The organism is Streptomyces sp. NPDC029164 (assembly GCF_055563995.1).
This window is the reverse complement of sequence record NZ_JBVHWW010000017.1, coordinates 83,074-103,169: the sequence shown is the minus strand read 5'-3', so window position 1 is coordinate 103,169 and position 20,096 is coordinate 83,074. Positions and strand designations below refer to the sequence as shown.

15 protein-coding genes are annotated in these 20,096 nt (G+C 73.0%); 3 read left to right on the top strand and 12 right to left on the bottom strand.

Features of this window, described 5'->3' with window-relative positions; all coding sequences use genetic code 11:
• Positions 1–60 precede the first annotated feature (60 nt).
• The 3 genes from ACZ4VT_RS18295 to ACZ4VT_RS18285 all read right to left on the bottom strand — a co-directional run bounded on the left by ACZ4VT_RS18295 (position 61) and on the right by ACZ4VT_RS18285 (position 4,107).
• Positions 61–2,151, bottom strand: coding sequence for a SpoIIE family protein phosphatase (locus ACZ4VT_RS18295; RefSeq protein WP_467950799.1), 2,091 nt, complete (start codon positions 2,149–2,151; stop codon positions 61–63).
• A 199-nt stretch (positions 2,152–2,350) separates the two neighbouring features.
• On the bottom strand, positions 2,351–3,712 hold the full coding sequence (locus tag ACZ4VT_RS18290) for an LCP family protein (protein WP_467950798.1): 1,362 nt from the start codon (positions 3,710–3,712) through the stop codon (positions 2,351–2,353).
• Positions 3,713–3,951: 239 nt separating this feature from the next.
• The gene (locus ACZ4VT_RS18285) at positions 3,952–4,107 is read right to left on the bottom strand and encodes a DUF6131 family protein (protein ID WP_467950796.1); all 156 of its coding nucleotides are present in this window, start codon (positions 4,105–4,107) and stop codon (positions 3,952–3,954) included.
• Positions 4,108–4,316: 209 nt separating this feature from the next.
• Here ACZ4VT_RS18285 and ACZ4VT_RS18280 point away from each other — a divergent pair, with 209 nt between their 5' ends.
• On the top strand, positions 4,317–5,258 hold the full coding sequence (locus ACZ4VT_RS18280) for a phosphotransferase family protein (protein WP_467950795.1): 942 nt from the start codon (positions 4,317–4,319) through the stop codon (positions 5,256–5,258).
• A 22-nt stretch (positions 5,259–5,280) separates the two neighbouring features.
• Here ACZ4VT_RS18280 and ACZ4VT_RS18275 read toward each other — a convergent pair whose 3' ends face one another.
• The 4 genes from ACZ4VT_RS18275 to ACZ4VT_RS18260 form a co-directional block, all read right to left on the bottom strand.
• Complete coding sequence (locus ACZ4VT_RS18275; RefSeq protein ID WP_467950794.1) at positions 5,281–5,958, bottom strand: M15 family metallopeptidase; 678 nt, start codon at positions 5,956–5,958, stop codon at positions 5,281–5,283.
• Between the two features lie 108 nt (positions 5,959–6,066).
• On the bottom strand, positions 6,067–7,287 hold the full coding sequence (locus ACZ4VT_RS18270) for a cytochrome P450 family protein (RefSeq protein ID WP_467950792.1): 1,221 nt from the start codon (positions 7,285–7,287) through the stop codon (positions 6,067–6,069).
• A 9-nt stretch (positions 7,288–7,296) separates the two neighbouring features.
• Positions 7,297–8,031 carry a DUF6193 family natural product biosynthesis protein gene (locus ACZ4VT_RS18265; protein WP_467950790.1) on the bottom strand — a complete coding sequence of 245 codons (735 nt, stop codon included), beginning with the start codon at positions 8,029–8,031 and terminating at the stop codon, positions 7,297–7,299.
• Between the two features lie 67 nt (positions 8,032–8,098).
• Entirely contained in the window at positions 8,099–8,638 is a 540-nt protein-coding gene (locus ACZ4VT_RS18260) for a MarR family winged helix-turn-helix transcriptional regulator (RefSeq protein WP_467950788.1), read from the bottom strand.
• A 192-nt stretch (positions 8,639–8,830) separates the two neighbouring features.
• On the opposite strand from ACZ4VT_RS18260, the gene ACZ4VT_RS18255 reads away from it, so the two are divergent.
• The gene (locus ACZ4VT_RS18255; protein WP_467950786.1) at positions 8,831–9,895 is read left to right on the top strand and encodes an alkene reductase; all 1,065 of its coding nucleotides are present in this window, start codon (positions 8,831–8,833) and stop codon (positions 9,893–9,895) included.
• Positions 9,896–10,004: 109 nt separating this feature from the next.
• On the opposite strand, the gene ACZ4VT_RS18250 is transcribed toward ACZ4VT_RS18255, so the two are convergent.
• The gene (locus ACZ4VT_RS18250; RefSeq protein WP_467950784.1) at positions 10,005–10,490 is read right to left on the bottom strand and encodes a lamin tail domain-containing protein; all 486 of its coding nucleotides are present in this window, start codon (positions 10,488–10,490) and stop codon (positions 10,005–10,007) included.
• A 504-nt stretch (positions 10,491–10,994) separates the two neighbouring features.
• Here ACZ4VT_RS18250 and ACZ4VT_RS18245 point away from each other — a divergent pair.
• Positions 10,995–11,417: a subtilase-type protease inhibitor gene (locus tag ACZ4VT_RS18245; RefSeq protein WP_362803846.1), complete on the top strand. Its 423-nt coding sequence runs from the start codon at positions 10,995–10,997 to the stop codon at positions 11,415–11,417.
• Between the two features lie 101 nt (positions 11,418–11,518).
• On the opposite strand, the gene ACZ4VT_RS18240 is transcribed toward ACZ4VT_RS18245, so the two are convergent.
• From ACZ4VT_RS18240 to ACZ4VT_RS18225, 4 genes are all read right to left on the bottom strand, one after another.
• Positions 11,519–14,512, bottom strand: coding sequence for an acyltransferase family protein (locus ACZ4VT_RS18240; protein ID WP_467950781.1), 2,994 nt, complete (start codon positions 14,510–14,512; stop codon positions 11,519–11,521).
• Positions 14,513–14,526: 14 nt separating this feature from the next.
• Positions 14,527–16,212: a glycosyltransferase family 2 protein gene (locus ACZ4VT_RS18235; protein ID WP_467950779.1), complete on the bottom strand. Its 1,686-nt coding sequence runs from the start codon at positions 16,210–16,212 to the stop codon at positions 14,527–14,529.
• Between the two features lie 183 nt (positions 16,213–16,395).
• Positions 16,396–18,948, bottom strand: a complete 2,553-nt coding sequence (locus tag ACZ4VT_RS18230) for an acyl-CoA reductase (protein ID WP_467950777.1) — start codon at positions 18,946–18,948, stop codon at positions 16,396–16,398.
• A complete protein-coding gene (locus ACZ4VT_RS18225; protein ID WP_467950904.1) occupies positions 18,945–20,093 on the bottom strand; it encodes a LuxE/PaaK family acyltransferase in 1,149 nt (382 codons plus the stop codon). Before ACZ4VT_RS18225 ends, ACZ4VT_RS18230 begins: the two co-directional genes overlap by 4 nt.
• Between the last annotated feature and the right edge of the window lie 3 nt (positions 20,094–20,096).

The window sequence follows — 20,096 nt, the reverse complement described above, 5'->3', positions numbered from 1 at the left end:
GGGAGACTCAACCGGGGCCAGGACGCACCGGTGCGGCGAGTGCACTCGGCCTGCGGACCTTCAGGGGAGGGGGCGGTGGGGGTTGGTGCCGATGCGGGCCGCCAGGAGGGCGATGTCGTCGTCCGCGGATGCCGGTACCAGGTGAGCGATCAGGGTGTCGCAGAGGTGGTCCAGCGGCTGCTCCGGTTCGGTGAGCAGGCTGGTGAGTTCGTTGAGGCGTTCGTCGATGTCGCGGCTGCGGGCCTCGATCAGGCCGTCGGTGTAGAGGACGAGCAGGCTGCCCGGGGGCAGGGTGATTTCGGTGGTGGTGAAGGTGATGCCGCCGACGCCCAACGGGACGCCGGGCGGGGTCTTGACGAGGTACACGGTGCCGTCGGGTTCCGCCACGGCCGGTGGCGGGTGTCCGGCGCGGGTGACGGTGCAGTGGCCGGTGGCGGGGTCGCAGACCACGTAGAGGAAGGTGGCGAGCATCGGTTCGGCGAGGTCGGCGAGGGTGGCCTCCAACTGGTGCAGCAGCGCCGTCGGGGACATGTCGAGGCGCGCGAGGGCGCGTACGGTCGCGGAGAGGCGCCCCATGACCGCGGCGGCCGCGATGCCGTGGCCCATGACGTCCCCGATGAGGAGGGCGGCCCGGCCCCCGGTGAGGGGCAGGACGTCGTACCAGTCGCCGCCGACCTCGTTGACGTCGCTGGCCGCCAGGTAGCGGTGGGCGATCTCGATGCCCGGGGGAGGCGTGACGTGCTGGGGGAGCATGCTGCGCTGGAGGACGACGGCGGTCTCGTGCTCGTGGTGGTACAGCCGCGCGTTGTCGATGCCGACCGCGGCCCGGGCGGCGAGTTCGGCGGCGAGCGTGACGTCGTCGGAGCCGAAGGAGGCCCCGCCCGGCTGGGCGCGGTAGAAGGTCGCGACGCCGAGGACCACGTCCCGCGCGACGAGCGGGATCATCATGAACGAGTGCACGCCCGTCTCGAGCAGTTGGGCCGGCTTGGGGGTGTGGCGGGAGGCCGAGGCGACGGCCCGTTCGTCGAGGTGGGCCATCAGGAAGGGCTGCCGGGCCGCGAGGGCCTGGGTGTACGGGGCGGCCGCGGGGAAGGTGAGGGTGCGGCCGAGCGGCGCCAGGATCTGGGTGACGGCGGAGCCGGTCAGCGGCGCCTTGCCCAGGCGGCGCAGGGCGACGCCGGCCGCCAGCCCCGGGCCCGGCTCGTTGCCGCTCGCGAGGGAGTCGAGGACGTCGACGGTGACGGCGTTGGCGAGGTGCGGGACGGCGAGGTCGGCCAGCTCCTGCGCCGTGCGCTCCAGGTCGAGGCTGGCACCGATACGGGCACTGGCCTCGCTCAGCAGCGCGAGCCTGCGGCGGCCCGCCTCGACCTCGGTCTGATCGCGCTGCTGCCGGGTGATGTCGAGAAGGGAGGCGATGACACCGATCGGCCGGCCGCCGGGGTCCTCCACGCGCACGTACGAGCACGACCACACGCGGTCGTGCTCCGGGTCGGCGGGGGTCCGGCCGGTGCGGCGCCGGTCGAGGACCGGTTCACCCGTGTCCAGGACCTGGCGCATCGCCTGTTCCATCTCGTCGGCGTTCACCTCGGGCAGGATCTCGGCCAGGCGCCGGCCCACGTGGGCGGATTCCGCGAGCCCGTTCATCTCCTCGAGCGCCGGGTTGACCTGCAGGAACCGCAGCTGTGTGTCGAGTATGGCGATGCCGACGGGGGAGCGGGCGAACAGCCCGTCCCACACCGCCGAGGACCCCCGGATGCGGCGGGCGGCGTGGGCGTCCGCGGCGAAGACCAGAACGGCCGAGGCGCCGTGCCGCCGGTCGGGGACGGGGCAGGCCCAGATCTCCAGCTCCAGCGGGTGCCCGCTGCGGTGCCAGGCGGTGACCGTACCCATCACCCCGCGCCCGGTGGCGGCCGTCTCCCACAGGGAGCGGCCCAGGCTGCGGTCGGCCCCCGGATGGAGCAGATCGGCGATGTGCCGCCCGAGCACCTGGGGCGGGGTGTAGCCGAGGAGTTCCTGCGCGCCGTGGTTCCAGCGCACGACCACTCCGTCGCTGCTGGTGGCCACCAGCGCCACCGGCAGCGCGCCGAGCCATCCCCCGGCGTCCTGGGCGGCGCCGCTGATCAGGTCCTCGAACGGCATCTCCTCATGCATCGCGTACCCGTTCCTCCTGCGAGGCCCCGGCCCCCAAGGGGTGCCTCGGACAGCGGCGGGTGCCACCGCTGCCCACGGACGGGAAGGGCGCCACGGTCGGCTCCTGCGGCCACTCGCCCGGTGCCTGCCGCGGCTGCGCTTCGTCCACACTTCTCATCGTCGCCCTGTCGGCTCGGCGCCGCCCCCCGGCCGCTCCGTCCTACGGCCGACCGGAGGTCGCGTCGGCCGCCGCGGGGGCGGCTCCCTCGGCGCAGCGGAGACGATCGGCGGTCACGGGGGCGCCGTCGGCGATGTTGCGGTCGTAGGTGACGGTCTTGACCAGGACCGGCCGTGTGCCGACGGCGACGTCGAAGAACGCGCCGTGATCCGGGCCGGGCTCCAGGCGGGAGCCGGGCAGCGCGGCCGCGAGGGTGGCCGCCTTCTCCTCCTGGCCGGCGGCGAACCGGATGACCGGGGGGCCGGCAGGGCGTTCGGCCGGTGCGGACGGCGAGGTGTCGACGACCAGGAACCCGTTGCGGCGCAGGGTCGCGGCGACGGCGGCGTCGTCCACGCGGACCGCGATCCCGGCGGGATCGGTCGGCGCCGGGGTCTCCGCGACGGGCTGGATGCGGGTGTCGCCAGTGATGGGGCGGTCCGCGCCCAGGGCCGCCCACAACGCCGCGGAACGGGCCTCGTCCCACACCAGGCTGGAACCCACTCCGGGGACGCGGTGGTCGAACAGCCGGATGGGGACGGTCGCGAACTCGGTCCGGTCCGCACGGAGGCGGCCGAGCGCCCAGCCGATGCGGATCAGGTCGGCCGGCCCGGTCCGCGCGTCGGTGCGTACGGTCTTCAGCAGGGTGTGCACGGTCCGTGCCGTACGCAGGGGGCTGGCCAGGGCGCCTTCGAACGTGAGGCGGGCGAGCAGGTCGTTGACCACGCGCTGCTGGCGACGGACGCGTCCGAGGTCGCCCGGCCGGAGGTTGACGTGCCTGGCCCGGACGTAGCGCAGGGTTTCGTTGCCGTTGGTGTGGTGGCGGCCGGCGCCGATGTCGAGGCCGGAGTTCTCGTCCGTGAGCGGCCGGTCCGTGCACACGGTCGCGCCGCCGAGGTTGTCGACCGTGCGCTCGAAGCCCTTGAAATCGGTCTCCAGGTAGTGGTCGACGTGGAGGCCGGTGGCCTTCTCGACGGTGGCCACCGTGAGGGCGCCGCCGCCGAGGGCGTACGCGCCGTTGATCTTGCCGCTGCGGGCGGTGGTGGTGTCGCCGGCGTATTCGACGTAGGAGTCGCGCGGGATGGAGACCACGCTCGCCCGCTGCCGGTTCCCGGAGAGGTGGACGAGCATCATGACGTCCGTGCAGTTGCACGCCTTCCCGCCCACGTGGAGCCGGTTCTTCTCGGCGGCGGAGAGACCGGCGCGGCTGTCGATGCCGACGATCAGGATGTTCGTGCCCCGGCTGCCGCCGCCCGCCCGACCGCTTTCGGCCGACACCGCCGCCGAGACGGCCTGAGGACCCACGAGGGAGCCGCAGGACAGGGCGGTCAGCAGTGCGAGGGCAACAGTGAGACGACGCATGCGCATCCCCGAAGTAGGACGAACCGGCTCAAATTGCGACTCTACGTGGCCTCTGCGCGAGGGACGGGGTCCTACGCGCCGGTTTCACCCCGGCGGCGGCATGTCCTCGCGAGGAGACGTCCCCGCGAGGAGGCGTCCCTGCGAGGAGACGCCCCTGCGAGGAGGCGTCCCTGCGACGAGACGCCGGCCGACGGCACGCGTTGACGTGCTGTCGGCCGGCGTTACGGACGGACCCGAAGCCCTGGCTAGTAGTAGTGGCGCCGTCCGCCGACCTCGTGTCCGACGGCCCCGAGGATCCACAGCACGGCGCCGATGACGAGCAGGATGATGCCAATCGTCCAGAGGATCGAGATGCCGAGCAGCCACCCGACAATCAGCAGGATGAGTCCAAGCACGATCATGAGGGTCTCCCATCTCCCTGGCCGCCTCTTGCCCGATGCCGGACGCGGGGTGCGTGCTCGACGGCGGGTCCTAGCGGAACGCGGCGCACAGGGCGTCTCACCGTTTTCCACCAGCGCAAACACCCGACCGGCCACGGGTCCCGGTCCCGGGTTCCGGCGGCCCGTAAATCCGGTTGTGACGGCCGCCCGCGCCGCCTACGTTCGCGATCATGCTGCCTTTGGTGGAAACGGACGAGGACTGGGACGCGGTCGTTCCCGACGAAACGATCATGCGGCCGGGCGCGCAGGACCTCTGCGGTCGCCTGGGGCTGGGCGGAGCACCCCTCGTCCGCTTCCCGGACGGTTCCCAACCGGTCTACGCGGTCGGTGACGAGCACGTCCTGAAGCTCTTCCCGGCCGCCGCGGCCCGGGACGGCGTCGCCGAGGGACGGGTGCTCGCCCACGTGCAGGGCCGGCTGCCGTTGGCGACACCGCACGTCCGGGAGTCCGGCACCTACGAGAACGGCTGGCGCTACGTCCTGATGTCCAGGCTCGGCGGCGAGAGCCTGGCCCACGCCTGGCCGCGGATACCGCAGGCCGACCGGGAACGGCTGGTGGCCGAGGTCGGCGAGGCGCTGGCGGTCCTGCACGCACTGGACCCCGAACCGCTCGCGGACGTCCTCGGCCCCGAAGACTGGGGCGCCTTCCTCGACCGTCAGCGCGACGGCGCCGTGGAACAGCAGCGCGGCCACGGGCTGGCCGGCGCATGGCTGGAACAGATCCCCGACTTCCTCGCCTCCGTCCCGCTCCCGCGTGAACCCCGGCGCGCCCTGCTGCACACCGAGGTGATGCGGCAGCACCTCCTGGTGGACCCCGACGGCTGGCGGCTGACCGGAATCTTCGACTTCGAGCCGGCCATGATCGGTCACCGGGCGTACGACTTCGTCGGCGCGGGACTGTTCGTCACCCGCGCCGACCGCCGGCTGCTGCGCGGGCTCCTGGCGTCGTACGGGACCGGTACCGGCATCGGCACCGGGTTCGAGCCGGCTGAACTGCTCGCCTACACACTGCTGCACGTCTACAGCAACCTGTCCTGGTACATGCGGGAGCTGGGTGCGCCGTCGGACGCGAAGCTGACCTCCCTCGCCGACTTCTGGTTCGGCCGGGACTGAGGGCGCACCCGGCGGACGCCGCTCACTCGCCGTTGGCGGAGAAGTGCTGGTAGTCCCGGTTGGCCCAGCGGCCGCCCCAGCGCCAGCCGACCTCGCGGAACGCCGCCGAGACGGCATCGCCCGGGTGGATCTGGCCCGGGCGACGCAGGGACCGTCGCAGATGGGGGCGCGCCTGCGGCGGGTGGACGACGCCGTGGATGTCGACGTACGGGTTCTCGACGGGGTTGATGTCCACCGCGTCGCCCCAGGCGTGCTGCGACAGGCGCCGGGGATCGCCGGTGACCGGGCGGCAGTTGAAGGCGGAGGTGTTGTCGTCGGCCATGGCCTCGGAGTCGTCGCGGTACTCGGCCATCACCCGCATCCGGCGGATCGGGAAGTGTGCGTCGAAGGCCCGCTGGAACACGTGGAGGAGGGGGCGGACGGCGTTGTCGCGGACGACCATCTCGCCCGCGTGGGTCCGTCCGTCGAAACCCCAGTGGTTCATCCGGATCAGTCTCAGCTGCTCGGGCGGGACCGGGCAGCCCTTGCGGTAGGAGGCGCCCAGCTTCTCCGCCGGTACGGCCGTGACCCGCGCGGAGAACCGGGCCGGCGGCTCGGCCGCCCGGGCCTGGACACGCGGCGGACCGGCCTGGGTGGAGCAGGCCAGCGCGGCCACGCACAAGGTGGCCGCCACGGCCGCGGCCGCGGTGGTGTGGCGCACGGGACACACGTTACGGCGATCACCGCACGCGGGCATGCCGGGCGTGGCCGGTCGGGCGGCGCACTCACCCCAGCTGGTCCGGCCACCGCCCGGCCGCCCGAGCCGTGGTCAGGGGAGGGTGGTGACCGGCAGGTCGTGCAGGGCGCGGAATCGGAAGGTGCTGTTCCAGCGGAGCGGCTCCGCAGGGCGGGCGAGCCCGAGGCGGGGGAGCCGTTCGATGAGCGCGCCGAGGGCGAGGGCGAGCTGGAGCCGGGCCAGGGGGGCTCCGAGACAGTAGTGCACGCCGTGGCCGAGGGCGAGGTGGGCCTTGTCGGCGCGGTCGATGTCGAACCGTTCGGGCTCCGGGTAGCGGGCCGGGTCCCGGTGCGCGGAGGCCAGGCAGAACAGGACGGTGTCCCCGGCCGGTATCCGTACGCCGCCGATCTCGACGGCCTCGGTGGGGAAGCGGCGGATCGCGGTCTGGTTGGGGCTGGTGTGCCGCAGGAGTTCCTCGACCGCGTCCGCCACGCGCTCGGGCCGTGCCCGCAGCTCGGCCAGCTGCTCCGGGTGCTCGATGAGCGTGAGCACGCCGGCGCTGATGACGTGCTGGACGTTCTCGCCGGCGGCCCCGAGGATCAGGAAGGCGAGCGAGACGAGTTCGTCCTCGGTGAGCCGGTCCTCCTCGTCGCGTGCCGTGATCAGGCTCGACAGCATGTCGTCGCCGGGGGCGGCGCGCCGCAGGGCCACGAGGTCGACGAGGAACCGGTGGATGTCACCGATGGCCTGGACGAGACCCTCGCGGGAGCGCGGGCTGAGCATGGTCGCGACCCAGCCGGAGAAGCGCTCCTGGTCGGCGGCCGGGATGTCGAGCAGGGCGGCGATGACCCGTACCGGCAGTGGTTTGGCGAACCCGGCCACCAGATCGGCCTCGCCGCTGCTCGCGATCTCCGCCGCGAGCCGCGCGACCAGGTCGTCGACGGCTGCCCCGACGCCGGCGCGCAGCGATTCGACGTGCCGGGGGGTGAACCCCTGCGCGACCAGCCGGCGAAGGCGCAGGTGGTCGTCCGGGTCGATGTTCAGCAGATTGCGGTCGAGGGCGGGCGGGAGCGAGAAGCCGCTGAAACCCGTCGCCGCATGCCTCTTGTTGACCGACAGGCGCTGGTCGGACAATCCCGCGCGCACGTCCGCCTCGTGGGTCACCAGCCACACCGGCGAACCGTCGGGCAGCGCCACCCTGTGCACCGACCCTTCGGCGCGCAGGCCCGCGTAGACGGCGTGCGGGTCGCGCGAGAACGACTCTCCGAACGGCTGGGGCAGGGTGACGTCTTCTGAGGTCGGGGTCCGGGTCATGCGCATTCCCTACGTGCTGAGTGGCCGGTCGTCGCCGGGCAGGTGGTCGAGGATGAGAGCGATGGTTTCGGCCGTGCCGGTGGTGTCGTGCGGCAGCCCCTCGCATGTCCGCACCCGATGGCGGCCGTTCCCGGTCGCCCGGACCAGCGGAAGGTCGGTGCAGAGGGGAGCGGTGGCGCGGCGGCTGAAGCGGAGCCAGTCGTGGCTGGTGCGCGGGGACAGGGCTCGCAGGCGCGGTGCGGCGAAGGCGGCTTCGACGAGCTCGTACAGCGAGGCGTACGCAGGGGCGGCAGCCGACGCACGCAGCCGTCGCCACCGGACGGGCACCGCGTCGCCGGGCCCGTTGGCCTGGGACGGCTCGCCGGATCCGAGGAAGGACCACCGTGTGACGAGGCCGGGCACGGGCATCCCCAGCAGCCAGGCATGCATCGCGTCGGCGGCCTCGGACAGGTCCGTGGTGCTGCCGTGGGCCGTGCGCGCCCCGTCGGTACGGCAGTTGACGGTGAAGCCCCGTCGGCCGAGGGTCATCGAGACGATCACGGACCGGTCGCCGCTCCGGGCGCACGCGACGACGTGCCGCCGGCCCGGCGGCGGCATCAGTCCGATCGTGCGTGCGTGGCCCGCACGGTCCGCAGCCGCCTGGAGCGCGTGCCGCAGGGATCCGGCCCGGACGATCTCGGGGTAGAACTCCGCGTACGCGCGCAGGGGTTCCGCCGGCTCTGCTTCGGTGCGTTCCTCGGGCATGATCCGAGTCTGCCATCGCCCGGGCAGGGGCTGGGTCGCGGGTCCGCGAAGATCGCCCGGACAGGGCCTAGCAGGCGGCCGGACCCTTGTCCGTTGCCTCGCACTCGGCACCGGCGCGGGTGAGCTCCGTGCACAGGGAGGCCTCCACCTTGCCCAGCAGACGGGCCAGTTCGGTGCGTTCGGCGTCCTCCAGGCCGTCCAGGGTCTGGTGTTCCAGCTCGCCCCACGCCCTGCGGACCTCGACCAGGAGTCCGCAACTGGTCTCGGTCGCCTCGACCAGGGAGGCGCGCCGGTCCGACGGGTCGGGGCGGCGCCGTACGTGGCCGGCCTGTTCGAGGCGCTGGAGCATCTTGGTCACGGTGGACGGGTCGAGGCCCACCGCCTTGATCAGCTCGGACTGGCGCACGGCCCCGCTGTCCCACAGGTGCATCATCAGGAACTCCTGCCCCGGGTGCAGCCCCAGGTCCCGCAGGGCGCGGCCGGCCGCGATCCGGTGGAGGCGGGCGACCCGGCTGATCGCATGACTCACCGGCCCGTCCAGCACGGCACTGGGCACCGCCGCGCACTGCGGGGCGGTGCGCGCTTCCTGAGCGGTTTCCGCGGCCATGGGGGCGCTCCTCCTGGATCGGATGCGACAGGCCCTGGTGGTGGGTCCTGGTGGGTCCTGGTGGGTCCTGCTAAGTGGTCCTGATGGTGGATCTTACTCTCCCTCCAGATTTTACCTTGGTCGACCAAGTAATGGGGTACGCTGCCTCTCGAAGCCAATGCTTGGTCGACCAATTATCCCTGTGAGGCGAATATGACCACCGCTTTCGAACCGGTTCGCATCGCCGGCTCCACCCTCTCCAACCGGATCGCCCTGGCCCCGATGACCCGCAGCCGCGCGGCCGAGGGCGGCATCGCGACCGCCCTCGTCGCGGAGTACTACACCCAGCGCGCCTCGGCCGGTCTGATCATCAGCGAGGGGATCCAGCCCTCCGTCGTCGGCCAGGGTTACCCCTTCACCCCCGGCCTGCACAGCGCCGAGCAGGTCACGGCCTGGCGTGAGGTCACCGACTCCGTCCACGCGGCCGGCGGCCGGATCTTCGCCCAGCTGATGCACTCCGGCCGGATCGGCCACCCGTCGCTGCTGCCCGGCGGTCTCGTCCCGGTGGCCCCGTCGGCGGTCGCCGCCCAGGGGCAGCTGTTCACCGGCGAGGGCATGAAGGACTTCGTGACCCCGCACGAGCTGACGGCGGCCGAGGTGCGCGCGAGCGTCGACGCCTTCGCCGAGGCCGCCCGCAACGCGGTGGAGGCCGGTTTCGACGGGGTGGAGCTCCACGGGGCCAACGGCTACCTGATCCACCAGTTCCTGGCCCCCGGCACGAACCTGCGCACCGACGAGTGGGGCGGCCCGGTCGAGAACCGGATCCGCTTCGCGGTGGAGGTGGTCAAGGCGGTCGCCGCCGCGATCGGCGCCGAGCGGACGGCGCTGCGCATCTCGCCCGGGAACTCGTACAACGACATCTCCGAGCCCGACCCGCGGCCCGCCTACGAGGCGCTGGTCCAGGAGATCGACGGGCTCGGCCTGGCCTACCTGCACGTTCTGGAGCACGCCCCCGAGGCCCGTGCGACCACCCTCGCCCTGCGCAAGCAGTTCTCCGGGCTGTTCGTGCTGAACCCGGCGACCGAGGGCCCCACCGACCACCGTGCCCTCACCCTGATCGAGGACGGCACCGCCGACGTCCTCGCCTTCGGAGCCCTCTTCCTGGCCAACCCCGACCTGCCGGATCGCCTGCGTACCGAAGGCCCGTACAACACCCCGGACCCGGCCACCTTCTTCGGGGGCGACGCCCGCGGGTACACGGACTACCCGACCCGCTAGGAGCCTTGGCGAGCCCATGGGTGCGGCGTGCCGCGGCGGATGCGCCGTGGCACGCCGTTCACGTGTGCCGGCAGTTCACCGTTGCCCGTGGTGTGGCTGCCGGTGGGGGTCAGCGGCGGGGCTGGTGGTGCCCGCGGCCGCCCCAGGACTCCGTGTCGAGGACGTTGCCGCGGTTGTCGCGCAGGGTGGCGGTGTCGCGCTCGTTCCAGACCTGGTGGCGGCGGTCCTGGTAGACGTCGTGCCTGGTGTCGCGGCCCTGCCCGGTGTGCACCTTGACGCTGGAGCGGCCGTCCAGACGGAAGTTGTCGGCGAAGCGGTAGCGGTTGCCCTGCTGGTCGGTGAGGGTGAAGCCGCGCAGGTTGACGGCGCCCCGGCCGGTGTTCTTCACCTCGACCCATTCCCGGTTCAACGCGCGGTTGGAGCGGTCGTTGCGGGCGGGGCTGTCGTACTGGACGTCGCCGATGACGATCGAGGAACGCGAGTTCCGGTCGCGTCGGTGGTCGTCGGCCGTGGCCGGCAGGGCGGCGGCGCCGACCAGGGCGACGGCGGCCAGCGTCGCGGAGAGGATGCGGCCGGTGGCGAGAGAAGCAGACATGAAGATGACCCCTTCAACAGTCAGCCCGGACCGGCGTCGTTCGAGCCGGTCGGGCTCCGTGCGGTTCCCGGCGTCCTGCCGAGGAGCCACACTTTGGCCTTCGCGCACCCCGAATCGCCGCATTAAGGCTCGTGTTGCTCAATTCGGATATATCTGTAACTCTCCCGTGTAATCGGCGAGGGTGGGAGCCGTGTCGGCGCGGCGAGGGTGTGTATCCGGTCAAGCTGCATGGCCGTTCGGTGAACCGCGCCCGGCCGACAGCAGGTCAGCGGGCGCAAGGACGGACGTCGCGCCCGGCGTCACGCGTGTTCGTGTCCGGCCGAGGCGCCGGCGCGCCCCCTCTGAGCTGCCCGAACGACCATTCGGTCGCGCGTATGTGCATGCTCTGTCCGTAAATCGGTCCTGGACATGCGGTGCGCCCGCATGTCGGACAGTCTGAGCTCACCGGGACGCGATCGAAAGCAAATATCGCGTTCAACCTTTGAATCGAAAGTGAGTCTCGTCGTGCGTCACCGCATCGCAGCTGCCTCCGCCGCTGCAGTCCTCAGCCTGATCGGAGCCACCGGTATCGCGGCGGCCCAGCCCGCCAGCCTGTACGCCCCGTCCGCCATGGTGTTCACCATCGCGCAGGGCGACGACGACGCGTCCACCGTCGTCCGGGCATCCACCCTCAGCTGTGCGCCGACCGCCCTGGGGACCCACCCCGACCCCGGCTCCGCCTGCGCGGCCCTCAACACCACCGGCGGGTCGCTCGACCACCTGCTGGCCTCCCCGGACCCGGACCGGGCGTGCCCGATGCACTACGCCCCGGTCACCGTCACGGCGGACGGCGTGTGGCAGGGCAGCCGCGTCACCTGGAAGCACACCTTCTCCAACAGCTGCGTCATGAACGCGACCCTCAACGGCAACGCCGTCTTCGCGTTCTGACCCTCCGCCGGAGCGGCCCCGCCGCCCGCACACGGTGCCCCGCCCGCGGACCCGCGGGCGGGGCACCCGTACGCGCCGGGTCGCCTACGCCGCCGGGTCGCCTACGCGGCCCTCTCCCGGGCCGAGACGGAGACGTGGTCGACCCGCATCGCGTGGCCCGGTTCGGTGGCGGGGCCGACGGCCGCTCCGTCGGCGAGCGGGAGGCTGCCCCCGACGGCCACGTTGAGGATCAGGAACAGCCCGTGGTCCACGGCCCGCTGCCACGTCCCGGTGTCCATCCGGGCGGCCGTCACCCGGTGGTACACACGGCCGTCCAGATACCAGCGCACCTCCTGCGCACCGGGAGCGAGATCGACCTCGACGGCGTACGCGTGGAAGTCCGTCCGGCAGCCGGAGCACGCCTGCGGCCCGGAGCCGAGCCCCACCGGCTCCTCGCACGGGCCGCCTTCGAGAACCCCGCAGTGCATGGTGGCGAACACCGTGTCCCGCCCGTTCACGGACTCCATGACGTCGAGCTCACCGACCCCCGGCCAGCCCGTGTAACCGTCGCGCAGCGGTGCCCCCAGGGTCCAGAACGCCGGCCAGTACCCCGCCGCCTTCGCGCCGGTCACCTCCGGCAGGGCGATCGACGCCTCGATCCGCAGGATCCCGCCGGGCGGGGGCGCGAAGTCGGAGCGGCGCGTCTCGATGCGCCCCGAACTCCACTGCCCCTCCTTCCGGGTGGGGACGATCTCCAGCGCGCCCTTCCCGTCGAGACGCACGTTGTCGGTCGAGTCCGTCATGGTCTCGATCTCGCCCGTGCCCCACTGCGGCGCCGGGCAGCCCGGATAGCAGGTGCCGAGGTCGTGGATCCAGTGGGCGGCCGACGGGGGGCTGCCCGCCGGGCCGTCGAAGTCGTCCCGCAGCAGCTGCCTCCACCCGTCCGCGCCGGCAGGCGCCGCGGCCGAGGCGGCGGCGGGCAAGGCCCCGGCCTCCGTGAACAGCCGCTCCAGCCGGTTGGTCAGGACGACGGCCGCCACATTGGTCAGGTGGGCGCCGTCCCGGTAGAGCAGGATCCGGTCGAGCACGGCCGGGCAGGTCGGCCCGTCGCCCGGGCACAGGACCGCGTTCACGCTGACGCTCCGTACGCCGGGCAGCGCACCGGACGCGATCCGCGCCGCCAGCGGATCGGGTGGCAGGGCGTCGGCCCGCCCGAACGCGCAGGCGCCCGCCGACCCGGGACGGCCCGAGACGCACGCCGGCACGTCCGTGCCGGGTACGGGGGTGTCCTCGACGTAGACGATCGGCGCCCCCAGCGCCCTGAGCTGCAGCAGCGTCCTCTCCCAGCCCTCGGCCAGGAGCCCCGGGTCGTCGGTGTAGCGGTTGAGGGAGGAGATCACGATGAGCCTCGGCTTCTGCTGCTGCCTCAGCCTCTCCAGGGTGTCGGCCCGCCAGGTGTCGCACTCCCGGTAGGCGCGGCCGAGCTGCGGGCTGTCCACCGCCAGCTCCGGCAGCGGGCAGCCCTGCTTCACCAGCTCCTGCAACGCCCAGCCCCGCCCGGCGGCCAGCGCCAGCATCGGGGAGAACCACTGCCCGGCGTGCGAGTCGCCGAGCAGCACGATCCGGTCCGGGCTGTCCACCGCGCCGAACAGGCAGTCCGGGCTGCGCGTTTCGGCCGGGGCGACCTCGCAGGCGCCGTCCGGCGGGAAGTCCGCGCGCGCCTGCACGGGGCTCGGCACCACGGGACCGTCGACGAGCGGGGTACCGGAGGTCCGGGCGAGCAGGGTGGGGCCGGAGGCCGCGCCCGGCGGCAGCCCCTTCGGGTCCACCGGGGCGGCCGGGCCCAGCAGGTGCACGGTCGTGGACCCCACCACCAGGGCGAGGACGAGCGGCAGCACGATGGCCGTGACGCCCACCGACAGTCCGCGGCGGGGGAGTTCGGAGACCGTGCGGCTGCGGCGCAGCGGCTGCTCGACCCAGCGCAGGGTGGCGAGCGCGGGCAGCACGGCCGCCAGCGTCAGCGCGGTCTTCGCGGGCCAGCCGAGCGGGCCGGTCCGCGCCTCGGCGAACACGAGCACCGGCCAGTGCCACAGGTACAGGTTGTAGGACAGCCGCCCGACGGCCCTCGGCGCCCGCCCCGCCAGCAGCCGTCCGACCTCGAAGGCGCCCGGGTCGTTCCGCTCGCCCCGGCCGGGGATCGCGGCGAGGATCACGGCGGCGGTGGCCAGGGTCGGCACGAGCGCCGCGTAACCGGGGTACGGGGTCGCGGCGTCGTACGACACCACGCACCAGCCGATCGCCGCGGCCCCGGCCCAGCCGCACAGCAGCCGCAGCGGTCGCGGCCCGCGCATCAGGTGCCAGGGCGGCAGGGCGAGCAGCGCACCGCCCCCGAACTGCCAGACGCGCGAGGGCGTTCCGAGGTACGCGAGGGACACGGAGTGCCGCGTCCAGTACAGGGCGAGGGCGAACGACGCCAGGGTCAGCGGCGCGGCGACCAGCACCACGACGTAACGTACGGCCCGGCCCCGGCGGACCGCCCGGGCCGCGCAGAGCACGAGCACCGCCAGCAGCGGGGCCCAGAACAGGTAGAACTGCTCCTCGACGGCGAGGGACCAGAAGTGGAGCAGCGGGCTCTGGTCGTGCCCGGCGGCGAGGTAGTCGGTCCGCTGCGACACGAACCGCCAGTTGGCGACGGACAGCGCCGCCGCGACGACGTCGTGCTCCACGTCGGTGCGGCGCAGCGGTACGGTCAGCCAGGCGCATGCCACCGCCACCGCGCCGAGCACCACGGCGGCCGAGGGCAGCAGCCGTCGGGCCCGCCGGGAGAAGAAGTCCCCGAGCCGGATCCGGCCGGTGGTGATCGCCTCGCGGACCAGCAGGCCGGTGATCAGGTAGCCGGAGATGACGAAGAAGACGTCCACGCCGACGAAACCGCCGGTCGCCCACGGGATCCCGGCGTGGAAGGCGAGGACCGCGAGGACGGCGACCGCGCGCAGCCCCTCGATGTCGGGACGGAAGGCGGACCGGTGAGGGCTGGGCCCGGACTCGACGCCGGAACGGGATCCGGACCGCGGCGCGGCGGGATTACGCCGGCCGGGTGTGAGGAGGAAGGACATGGTGACGGCGCCTTTCAGCTCAGCCAGGGGAGCATCGGGTCGACCCACCCCGAGGCCAGCAGGCCGGTGAGCAGGAGGACCGCGGAGGCGGCGACGGTCTCGGGCCAGCGGCGGGGCAGCATGCCGGTACGGGGGCGCAGGGCGGCCCGTACGCGGGCGCGCAGCGGTCCGGCGGCCGGGTACAGCTCGGCCAGCAGGTCCCGGATCAGCGGGACGTTGATCTGGCACTGCACCAGGAGGTAGAGGAGCAGCCCCCAGTTGGGTTCCCAGCCGTTGTGGGAGACGGCCAGCGCGAGCCCCGCGACGGCCGCGCCGTTGGAGAGGACGAGCCAGATCAGCGAGACGGCCACCACCCGCCGGGCCATCCCGCCCGGAGCCGCCGCACTCCGCGTGCCGGTGGGCACCCAGGCGGCACTGCGGCCCCGCAGCGTGTGCAGGAACGCCGTCGCGGCGGCCACGCTCGTCAGGACGTTCGCCCGGATCACCTCGACCCGCCAGCGGGTCCGGCTGATCCGCGGCAGCAGTACGTGCCAGAGCCACAGCGGGGCGAGCAGCGGCAGCACGTGCCAGGGCCTGATGTGGTCCGGGTACCAGAACATCATCACCAGCGGCGGCAGCGGCGCCGCGAAGGTGTTCACCGCCGTGGTCAGGTACCCGACGATCCCCTCGTAGAAGCACAGCCGCATCCGCCAGGGGGCGCGCATCCGCCCCAGCACGGGCGTGCCGAGCAGGTGGAGGTTGCCCATCGCCCACCGGTACTGCTGGTTGACGAAGGAGGTGACGTGGTCGGGCGAGGTGCCCTTGGCGACCAGCACCGGTACGTACAGGGTCCGGAACCCCTGCTCGTGGAGGGCGAGTCCGGTGTAGAGGTCCTCGCTGTGGTCGAGCCGGGCGAAACCGCCGGCCAGGTCGATCGCGGCGCGCCGGTAGACGGCGTTGCTGCCGCAGCAGATGGCGGCGTCGCTCGCGTCCCGGGACGGCTGGATCCACCGGAAGAACCACTCCTGGGCGGAGCCGGCGGCGCGCTGGATCCAGCCCATGGTCTCGTCGGTGTCGAAGCACTGCGGGCTCTGCACGATCCCGACGGCGGGGTCGGCCAGGTACGGGACGAGGTGGCGCAGGAAGTCCGGCCTGGGCGCGAAGTCCGCGTCGAGGATCGCGATGAACTCGGCGCTGCTCAGGGTGAGCGCGTGGTTGAGGTTGCCGGCCTTCTTCAGGTGCCCACGGTCGGGGCGTACGACGTACTCGTAGCCGTACGAGGCGGCCAGCGCGGCGACTTCGGGCCGGTCGGCGTCGTCCAGGATCCAGACGGTCAGCGCGTCGCCGGGCCAGTCGACGGCCGCCACCGCGCGGTAGGCGTTGTCCAGGACGGGCAGCGGCTCGCCACAGGTCGGCAGGTACAGATCGACGCCGGGCAGGACGGCGGGCCGCCAGGCGTGGACGAGCACCTCGTGCGACTGCCGGGTGAGCCGGCGCTGGCGCAGGCTGTTGACGGAAGACAGCGCCAGGGCGACGACGTTGAGGCCGAGGACGGCGAGGAAGGCCCACAGGGCGGGTGTGCGCAGGGCGAAGGCGAACATGGTCGCCGCCGTGAACACGAAGGCGAGCGAGGTGGCGACCAGGACCCAGCGGCGCTGCGGTCCGAAGTACCAGTAGAGCTCGTCGTCGGACGGTGGTTGCGGAAGATGATGAAAGGTCATAAAGCCCCCCATGGCTGTGCATGTGCATGTTTCAGGTGACCCAGCCTAGTATTAAAGGTATAGACCACTGTCACGTGGGGATGAACAGTCCTGAAACTCAAGGCGCTTGACGACCCGCGCCGTCGGCCCCGGTCACGGACCGGGGCCGACGGCAGGCGTGGGTGGACGGGTCGCGGCGACCGCCTAGCGGCGCGCGTCCACCACCGCGAGGAGTTTGCCGCTGGTCGGGCTCCGGTCCAGCGACGCGCCGTCCACCGCCTCGACCACCAGGTCCAGCAGCCGCTCCGACACCGCCGAGCGGAGCTCCGGATAGCCGGCCAGGAACGCCTCTCGCAGCCGGTCCGGGTCCGTCGCCCCGGCCCGCTCCACCCGTACGGTCAGCCGCTCACGCGCGTCCGCGCCGTCGAGCCGGATCTGCAACTCGCCACGGTGCCCGCCCTGTTCCTCCGCCAGGTCCAGGAAGCGGCGGTGGTTGAGGAAGTACGTCGCCACCCGCATCACGTCACCGGTGCGCCCCCGCAGCTCGAAGCGGGGGGCGTGCCGGCCGCACGGGCAGCGGCCCGGCACCTCACGGCCGAGGTCGCCGATCACGTACCGGCCCAGGTGCTGACCGCGCCGGGCGTGGGTGGTGAAGACCAGCCGGCCCGTCTCGCCCGGGGCCACCGGCCGGTCCTCGGCCAGGTCCACGATCTCCATCGTGTGCAGGTCGGCGTGCAGGTGGTGGACACCGCCGGAGCTCTCCGCGCACTGGTAGCCCAGCGGGCCGAGGTCGGTGCTGCCGTACGTGATGGAGCGGACCGTCTCGATCCCGAACGTCTCCTTCAGCGTGCGCTGTTGCTCCTCGGTGAAGTGCTCGCCGCCGTAGAAGACCTTGCGCAGGCCGCCGTACGCGCGCAGCGCGTCCGCCTCCGCGTGCAGCAACTGCCACAGGTAGGAGGGCATCCCGAAGAGGGTGTCGGCCCCGAGGTCGATCAGCGCCCGCGCCGTCGCCCGGTGGTCCGGCCCCGCGGACAACGGCAGTTGCACCCCGCCGAGCCGCTCCAGGACGGAGAAGAAGCTGATGAAACTGCCGTACATGGCGCCGCAGTAGAAGAGGTTGGCGGTGCGGTCCCCGACCGGGTCGTAGCCGGCGGCGAGCAGACCCCGGGCGGCGGCGTGCATCTGGGCGTCGTAGTCGTCGTAGCTGAAGATCGACAGTGCGGGCGCACCGGTGCTGCCGCCGCTGCGGAAGTACAGCTCGGCATCGGCCCGTGCCACCCGGCGGGCCGGCTCCCGCACGTCCTCCTTGCCCAGCAGCGGGCCCGCCGGCCGCGGCAGTACGACGGGCCGGGCCAGGTCGTCCAGGCAGGCGGTGGCGGCGAAGCGGACCGGGTCGGCCTGGACCGCGACGCGGCGGCTGTAGCGCTGCAGGGCGTAGACGCCGTCGTGCGGCTCACCCGCGTAGCTGTCCAGCATGGCGCCGACCGGCGTGACACGGGTGACGCCCGCCGCCAGGGCGGTGCGGGAGAGCTCGGCGATGTCGGCCGGGCTGCCCGCGAGGCCCGCGGTCTGCAGATAGCGGCGCATCGGGCGCAGGGTGGCGATCAGCCGCTTGCGGGGCAGCGGCTTGACCCACACGCTGCGGTGCAGCGGCGAGGCGGTGAGCGGGGAGCGGGTGTCGGCCATGACCCGCCACGAACCGTCGGGCGCGGCGAACACCCGGGTCAGGCCCAGGTGTTCCTCCAGTCGCGCCATCAGTTCGGTGGTGGTCAGCTCGGCCTCCTCGGCCGGATCGGGCCCGCCCGCCCAGGCGGCGGTCACGGCCGGCGGCCGTGCGCCGAGCACCGCGGCGAAGCGCTCGGCGAACGCGAACACCTCACCCTCGTCCTCGGTGTCGAGGTAGACCACCTGGGGGCTGGAGCACGCCTGCTGCTCGTGCAGGCACACGTCGTCCGCGAGGGCTTCGAGCGTCCCCGCGTCCGACCAGACATCGCCCGTCAGGTAAGCGAAGGAGATCCGGTGCCCCCACTCCACCAGCCGGCAGCCGGCCGGCACATGGGCGGCGACCCCTTCGACCGCGGCCTCCCCGCCCCACACGGCGACCGCGTCCGCGGGCGCGCACATCAGGCGCAGCCACTCCTGCCGGGAGGACGGGAAGCGCAGCACGACGATCCGCGCGGCCAGCGCACCGCTCGGGTCCAGGGCCGCGAGCTCGGCCATCAGGTGCTGGGTGAGGAGGGTGTCGGCGCCGCTCGTCTTCAGGACGTTGACGTTCCCGGCGAGCAGGCCCTCGACGATGCTCAGCGGCGCGACCGTCGAGGCGTTGCCCGGCGCGATGTGCGCGACCAGGCCGACGGGCGCCCAGGCCTCGTAGACCGTCTCGCGCGGATCGGCCCGGTTCAGCCGGCCCGGAGCCGCGCTGCCGAGTTCCCGGCGCAGCTTGCGGGTCAGCTCGCGCCGGCCGAGGAAGACACCGAGCTCGGCCAGGACGGCCGGGTCCTCACCCTCGGGCAGGTGCGGGGCGAGCCGCGCGTGCACCGGGTGGGCGGGGTCGCACAGCGCGCCGGCGAGGGCGTCAGAGGCGGCCAGCACCGTCTCCGTCTCCAGCCCCTCGGCCAGCGCGGCCTCCACGGCGGCCGGCAGACCGGCGAGGCGGCGCCCGGCCTCCTCGTCCCCGACGAAGGCGCCCTGCCAGTAGTGGTGCGCGGCGCCGTCGCCGTGCTGCTCGTACGCGGCCTTGGTCTGCGTCACGGTCACGCCATGCCCTTCATCAGTTCTGCTGCGGCCACCGCGCAGCTGCGGTTGCGGCTCACCCCGGCACGGCCGTGGACGGTGAACCAGGGGGTCTCCAGCTCGCATCCGCAGGCGTCGCCCGGCCGGAGGGAGGCGAGGTCGCCCATGAGCACGCTCTGCGCCGGTACCGAGGTGATGTACGGCGACACGAGGTGCAGGTAGCCCGGCTCCCCGTACGGCAGCGGTTCGAGCGTGCGCGTGGAGCGGATCGTCACCCGGGACCAGACGGGGGCGTGCAGCCGGTGGTGGTCGCACTCGATGTACGGGATGCAGTGCTCCACCGACCCGAAGGTGTCCCGGATCCGCTCACCCGGGATGCCCAGCTGCTCGGTGACGCGGGCGTACAGCTCCTCCTTGCCGATGCGCCGGTCGGCGTGCCCCTTCCAGCCGCCGCCGAGGACGACGAGGGAGCCCTCGGGCAGGCGCAGCGGAGGCAGCCCCATGGCCCGCATCCGCTCCAGCGTGAAGAAGAGGAAGGCCGGGAAGCCGAGGATGCGGACCGGGGCGTCCTCCCGCTCGAAGCGGCGCAGCGCGGCGATGCAGCCGAAGGGGTCGAACTCGTGGTCGCCGCCGGTGTTGCGCAGTGCGTACGCGACGCTGCGCGCCGGGGCGAAGTCGCACAGGTAGTTGTCGGTGAAGGCGGTCCCCAGGTTCAGGGACGGCGCCGGCTCGTAGCTGTAGAGGAGGTAGTTGACCTCCTGCTCGGGGGTGATCCAGCCGTTGCGCTCGAAGATCCTGGCGACCATGCGCTGGGCGGAGCGGATGGTCCACTGGTCGAAGAACATCTGCGACTTCTGGCCCGTGGTGCCGGAGGAGGTCAGGTGCAGCTCGACGTCCTCGCGCGGGATGGAGAGCACCTCATGGCGCTTGAAGAAGTTCGCGTGGACGAGCGGCGTGCGGTACGGCTCGGCCGGGGGAGTGGCCTCGTACAGGGAGCGGAAGAACGGGGAGCGCTCGGTGTGCCAGGCGTTGGTCTCCGCCATGGCGGCGGCGAACAGCGCGTCCTCCGCGGGCCCGAAGGCGTACGGATCGGTCAGGTCGCACAGCTGCTGTACGTGGGGCAGCAGGGTCGGGTCGGGTACGGAGACCGGTGCGAGATGGGGGTTCAGGGT

What these genes read in the sequence shown, in the direction of transcription:
- ACZ4VT_RS18280 (WP_467950795.1), top strand. Translation starts at nt 4,317, where the DNA reads ATGCTGCCTTTGGTGGAAACGGACGAGGACTGGGACGCGGTCGTTCCC.
- ACZ4VT_RS18240 (WP_467950781.1), bottom strand. Translation starts at nt 14,512, where the DNA reads ATGTCCTTCCTCCTCACACCCGGCCGGCGTAATCCCGCCGCGCCGCGG.
- ACZ4VT_RS18270 (WP_467950792.1), bottom strand. Translation starts at nt 7,287, where the DNA reads ATGACCCGGACCCCGACCTCAGAAGACGTCACCCTGCCCCAGCCGTTC.
- ACZ4VT_RS18255 (WP_467950786.1), top strand. Translation starts at nt 8,831, where the DNA reads ATGACCACCGCTTTCGAACCGGTTCGCATCGCCGGCTCCACCCTCTCC.
- ACZ4VT_RS18265 (WP_467950790.1), bottom strand. Translation starts at nt 8,031, where the DNA reads ATGCCCGAGGAACGCACCGAAGCAGAGCCGGCGGAACCCCTGCGCGCG.
- ACZ4VT_RS18235 (WP_467950779.1), bottom strand. Translation starts at nt 16,212, where the DNA reads ATGACCTTTCATCATCTTCCGCAACCACCGTCCGACGACGAGCTCTAC.
- ACZ4VT_RS18285 (WP_467950796.1), bottom strand. Translation starts at nt 4,107, where the DNA reads ATGATCGTGCTTGGACTCATCCTGCTGATTGTCGGGTGGCTGCTCGGC.
- ACZ4VT_RS18290 (WP_467950798.1), bottom strand. Translation starts at nt 3,712, where the DNA reads ATGCGCATGCGTCGTCTCACTGTTGCCCTCGCACTGCTGACCGCCCTG.
- ACZ4VT_RS18260 (WP_467950788.1), bottom strand. Translation starts at nt 8,638, where the DNA reads ATGGCCGCGGAAACCGCTCAGGAAGCGCGCACCGCCCCGCAGTGCGCG.
- ACZ4VT_RS18250 (WP_467950784.1), bottom strand. Translation starts at nt 10,490, where the DNA reads ATGTCTGCTTCTCTCGCCACCGGCCGCATCCTCTCCGCGACGCTGGCC.
- ACZ4VT_RS18295 (WP_467950799.1), bottom strand. Translation starts at nt 2,151, where the DNA reads ATGCATGAGGAGATGCCGTTCGAGGACCTGATCAGCGGCGCCGCCCAG.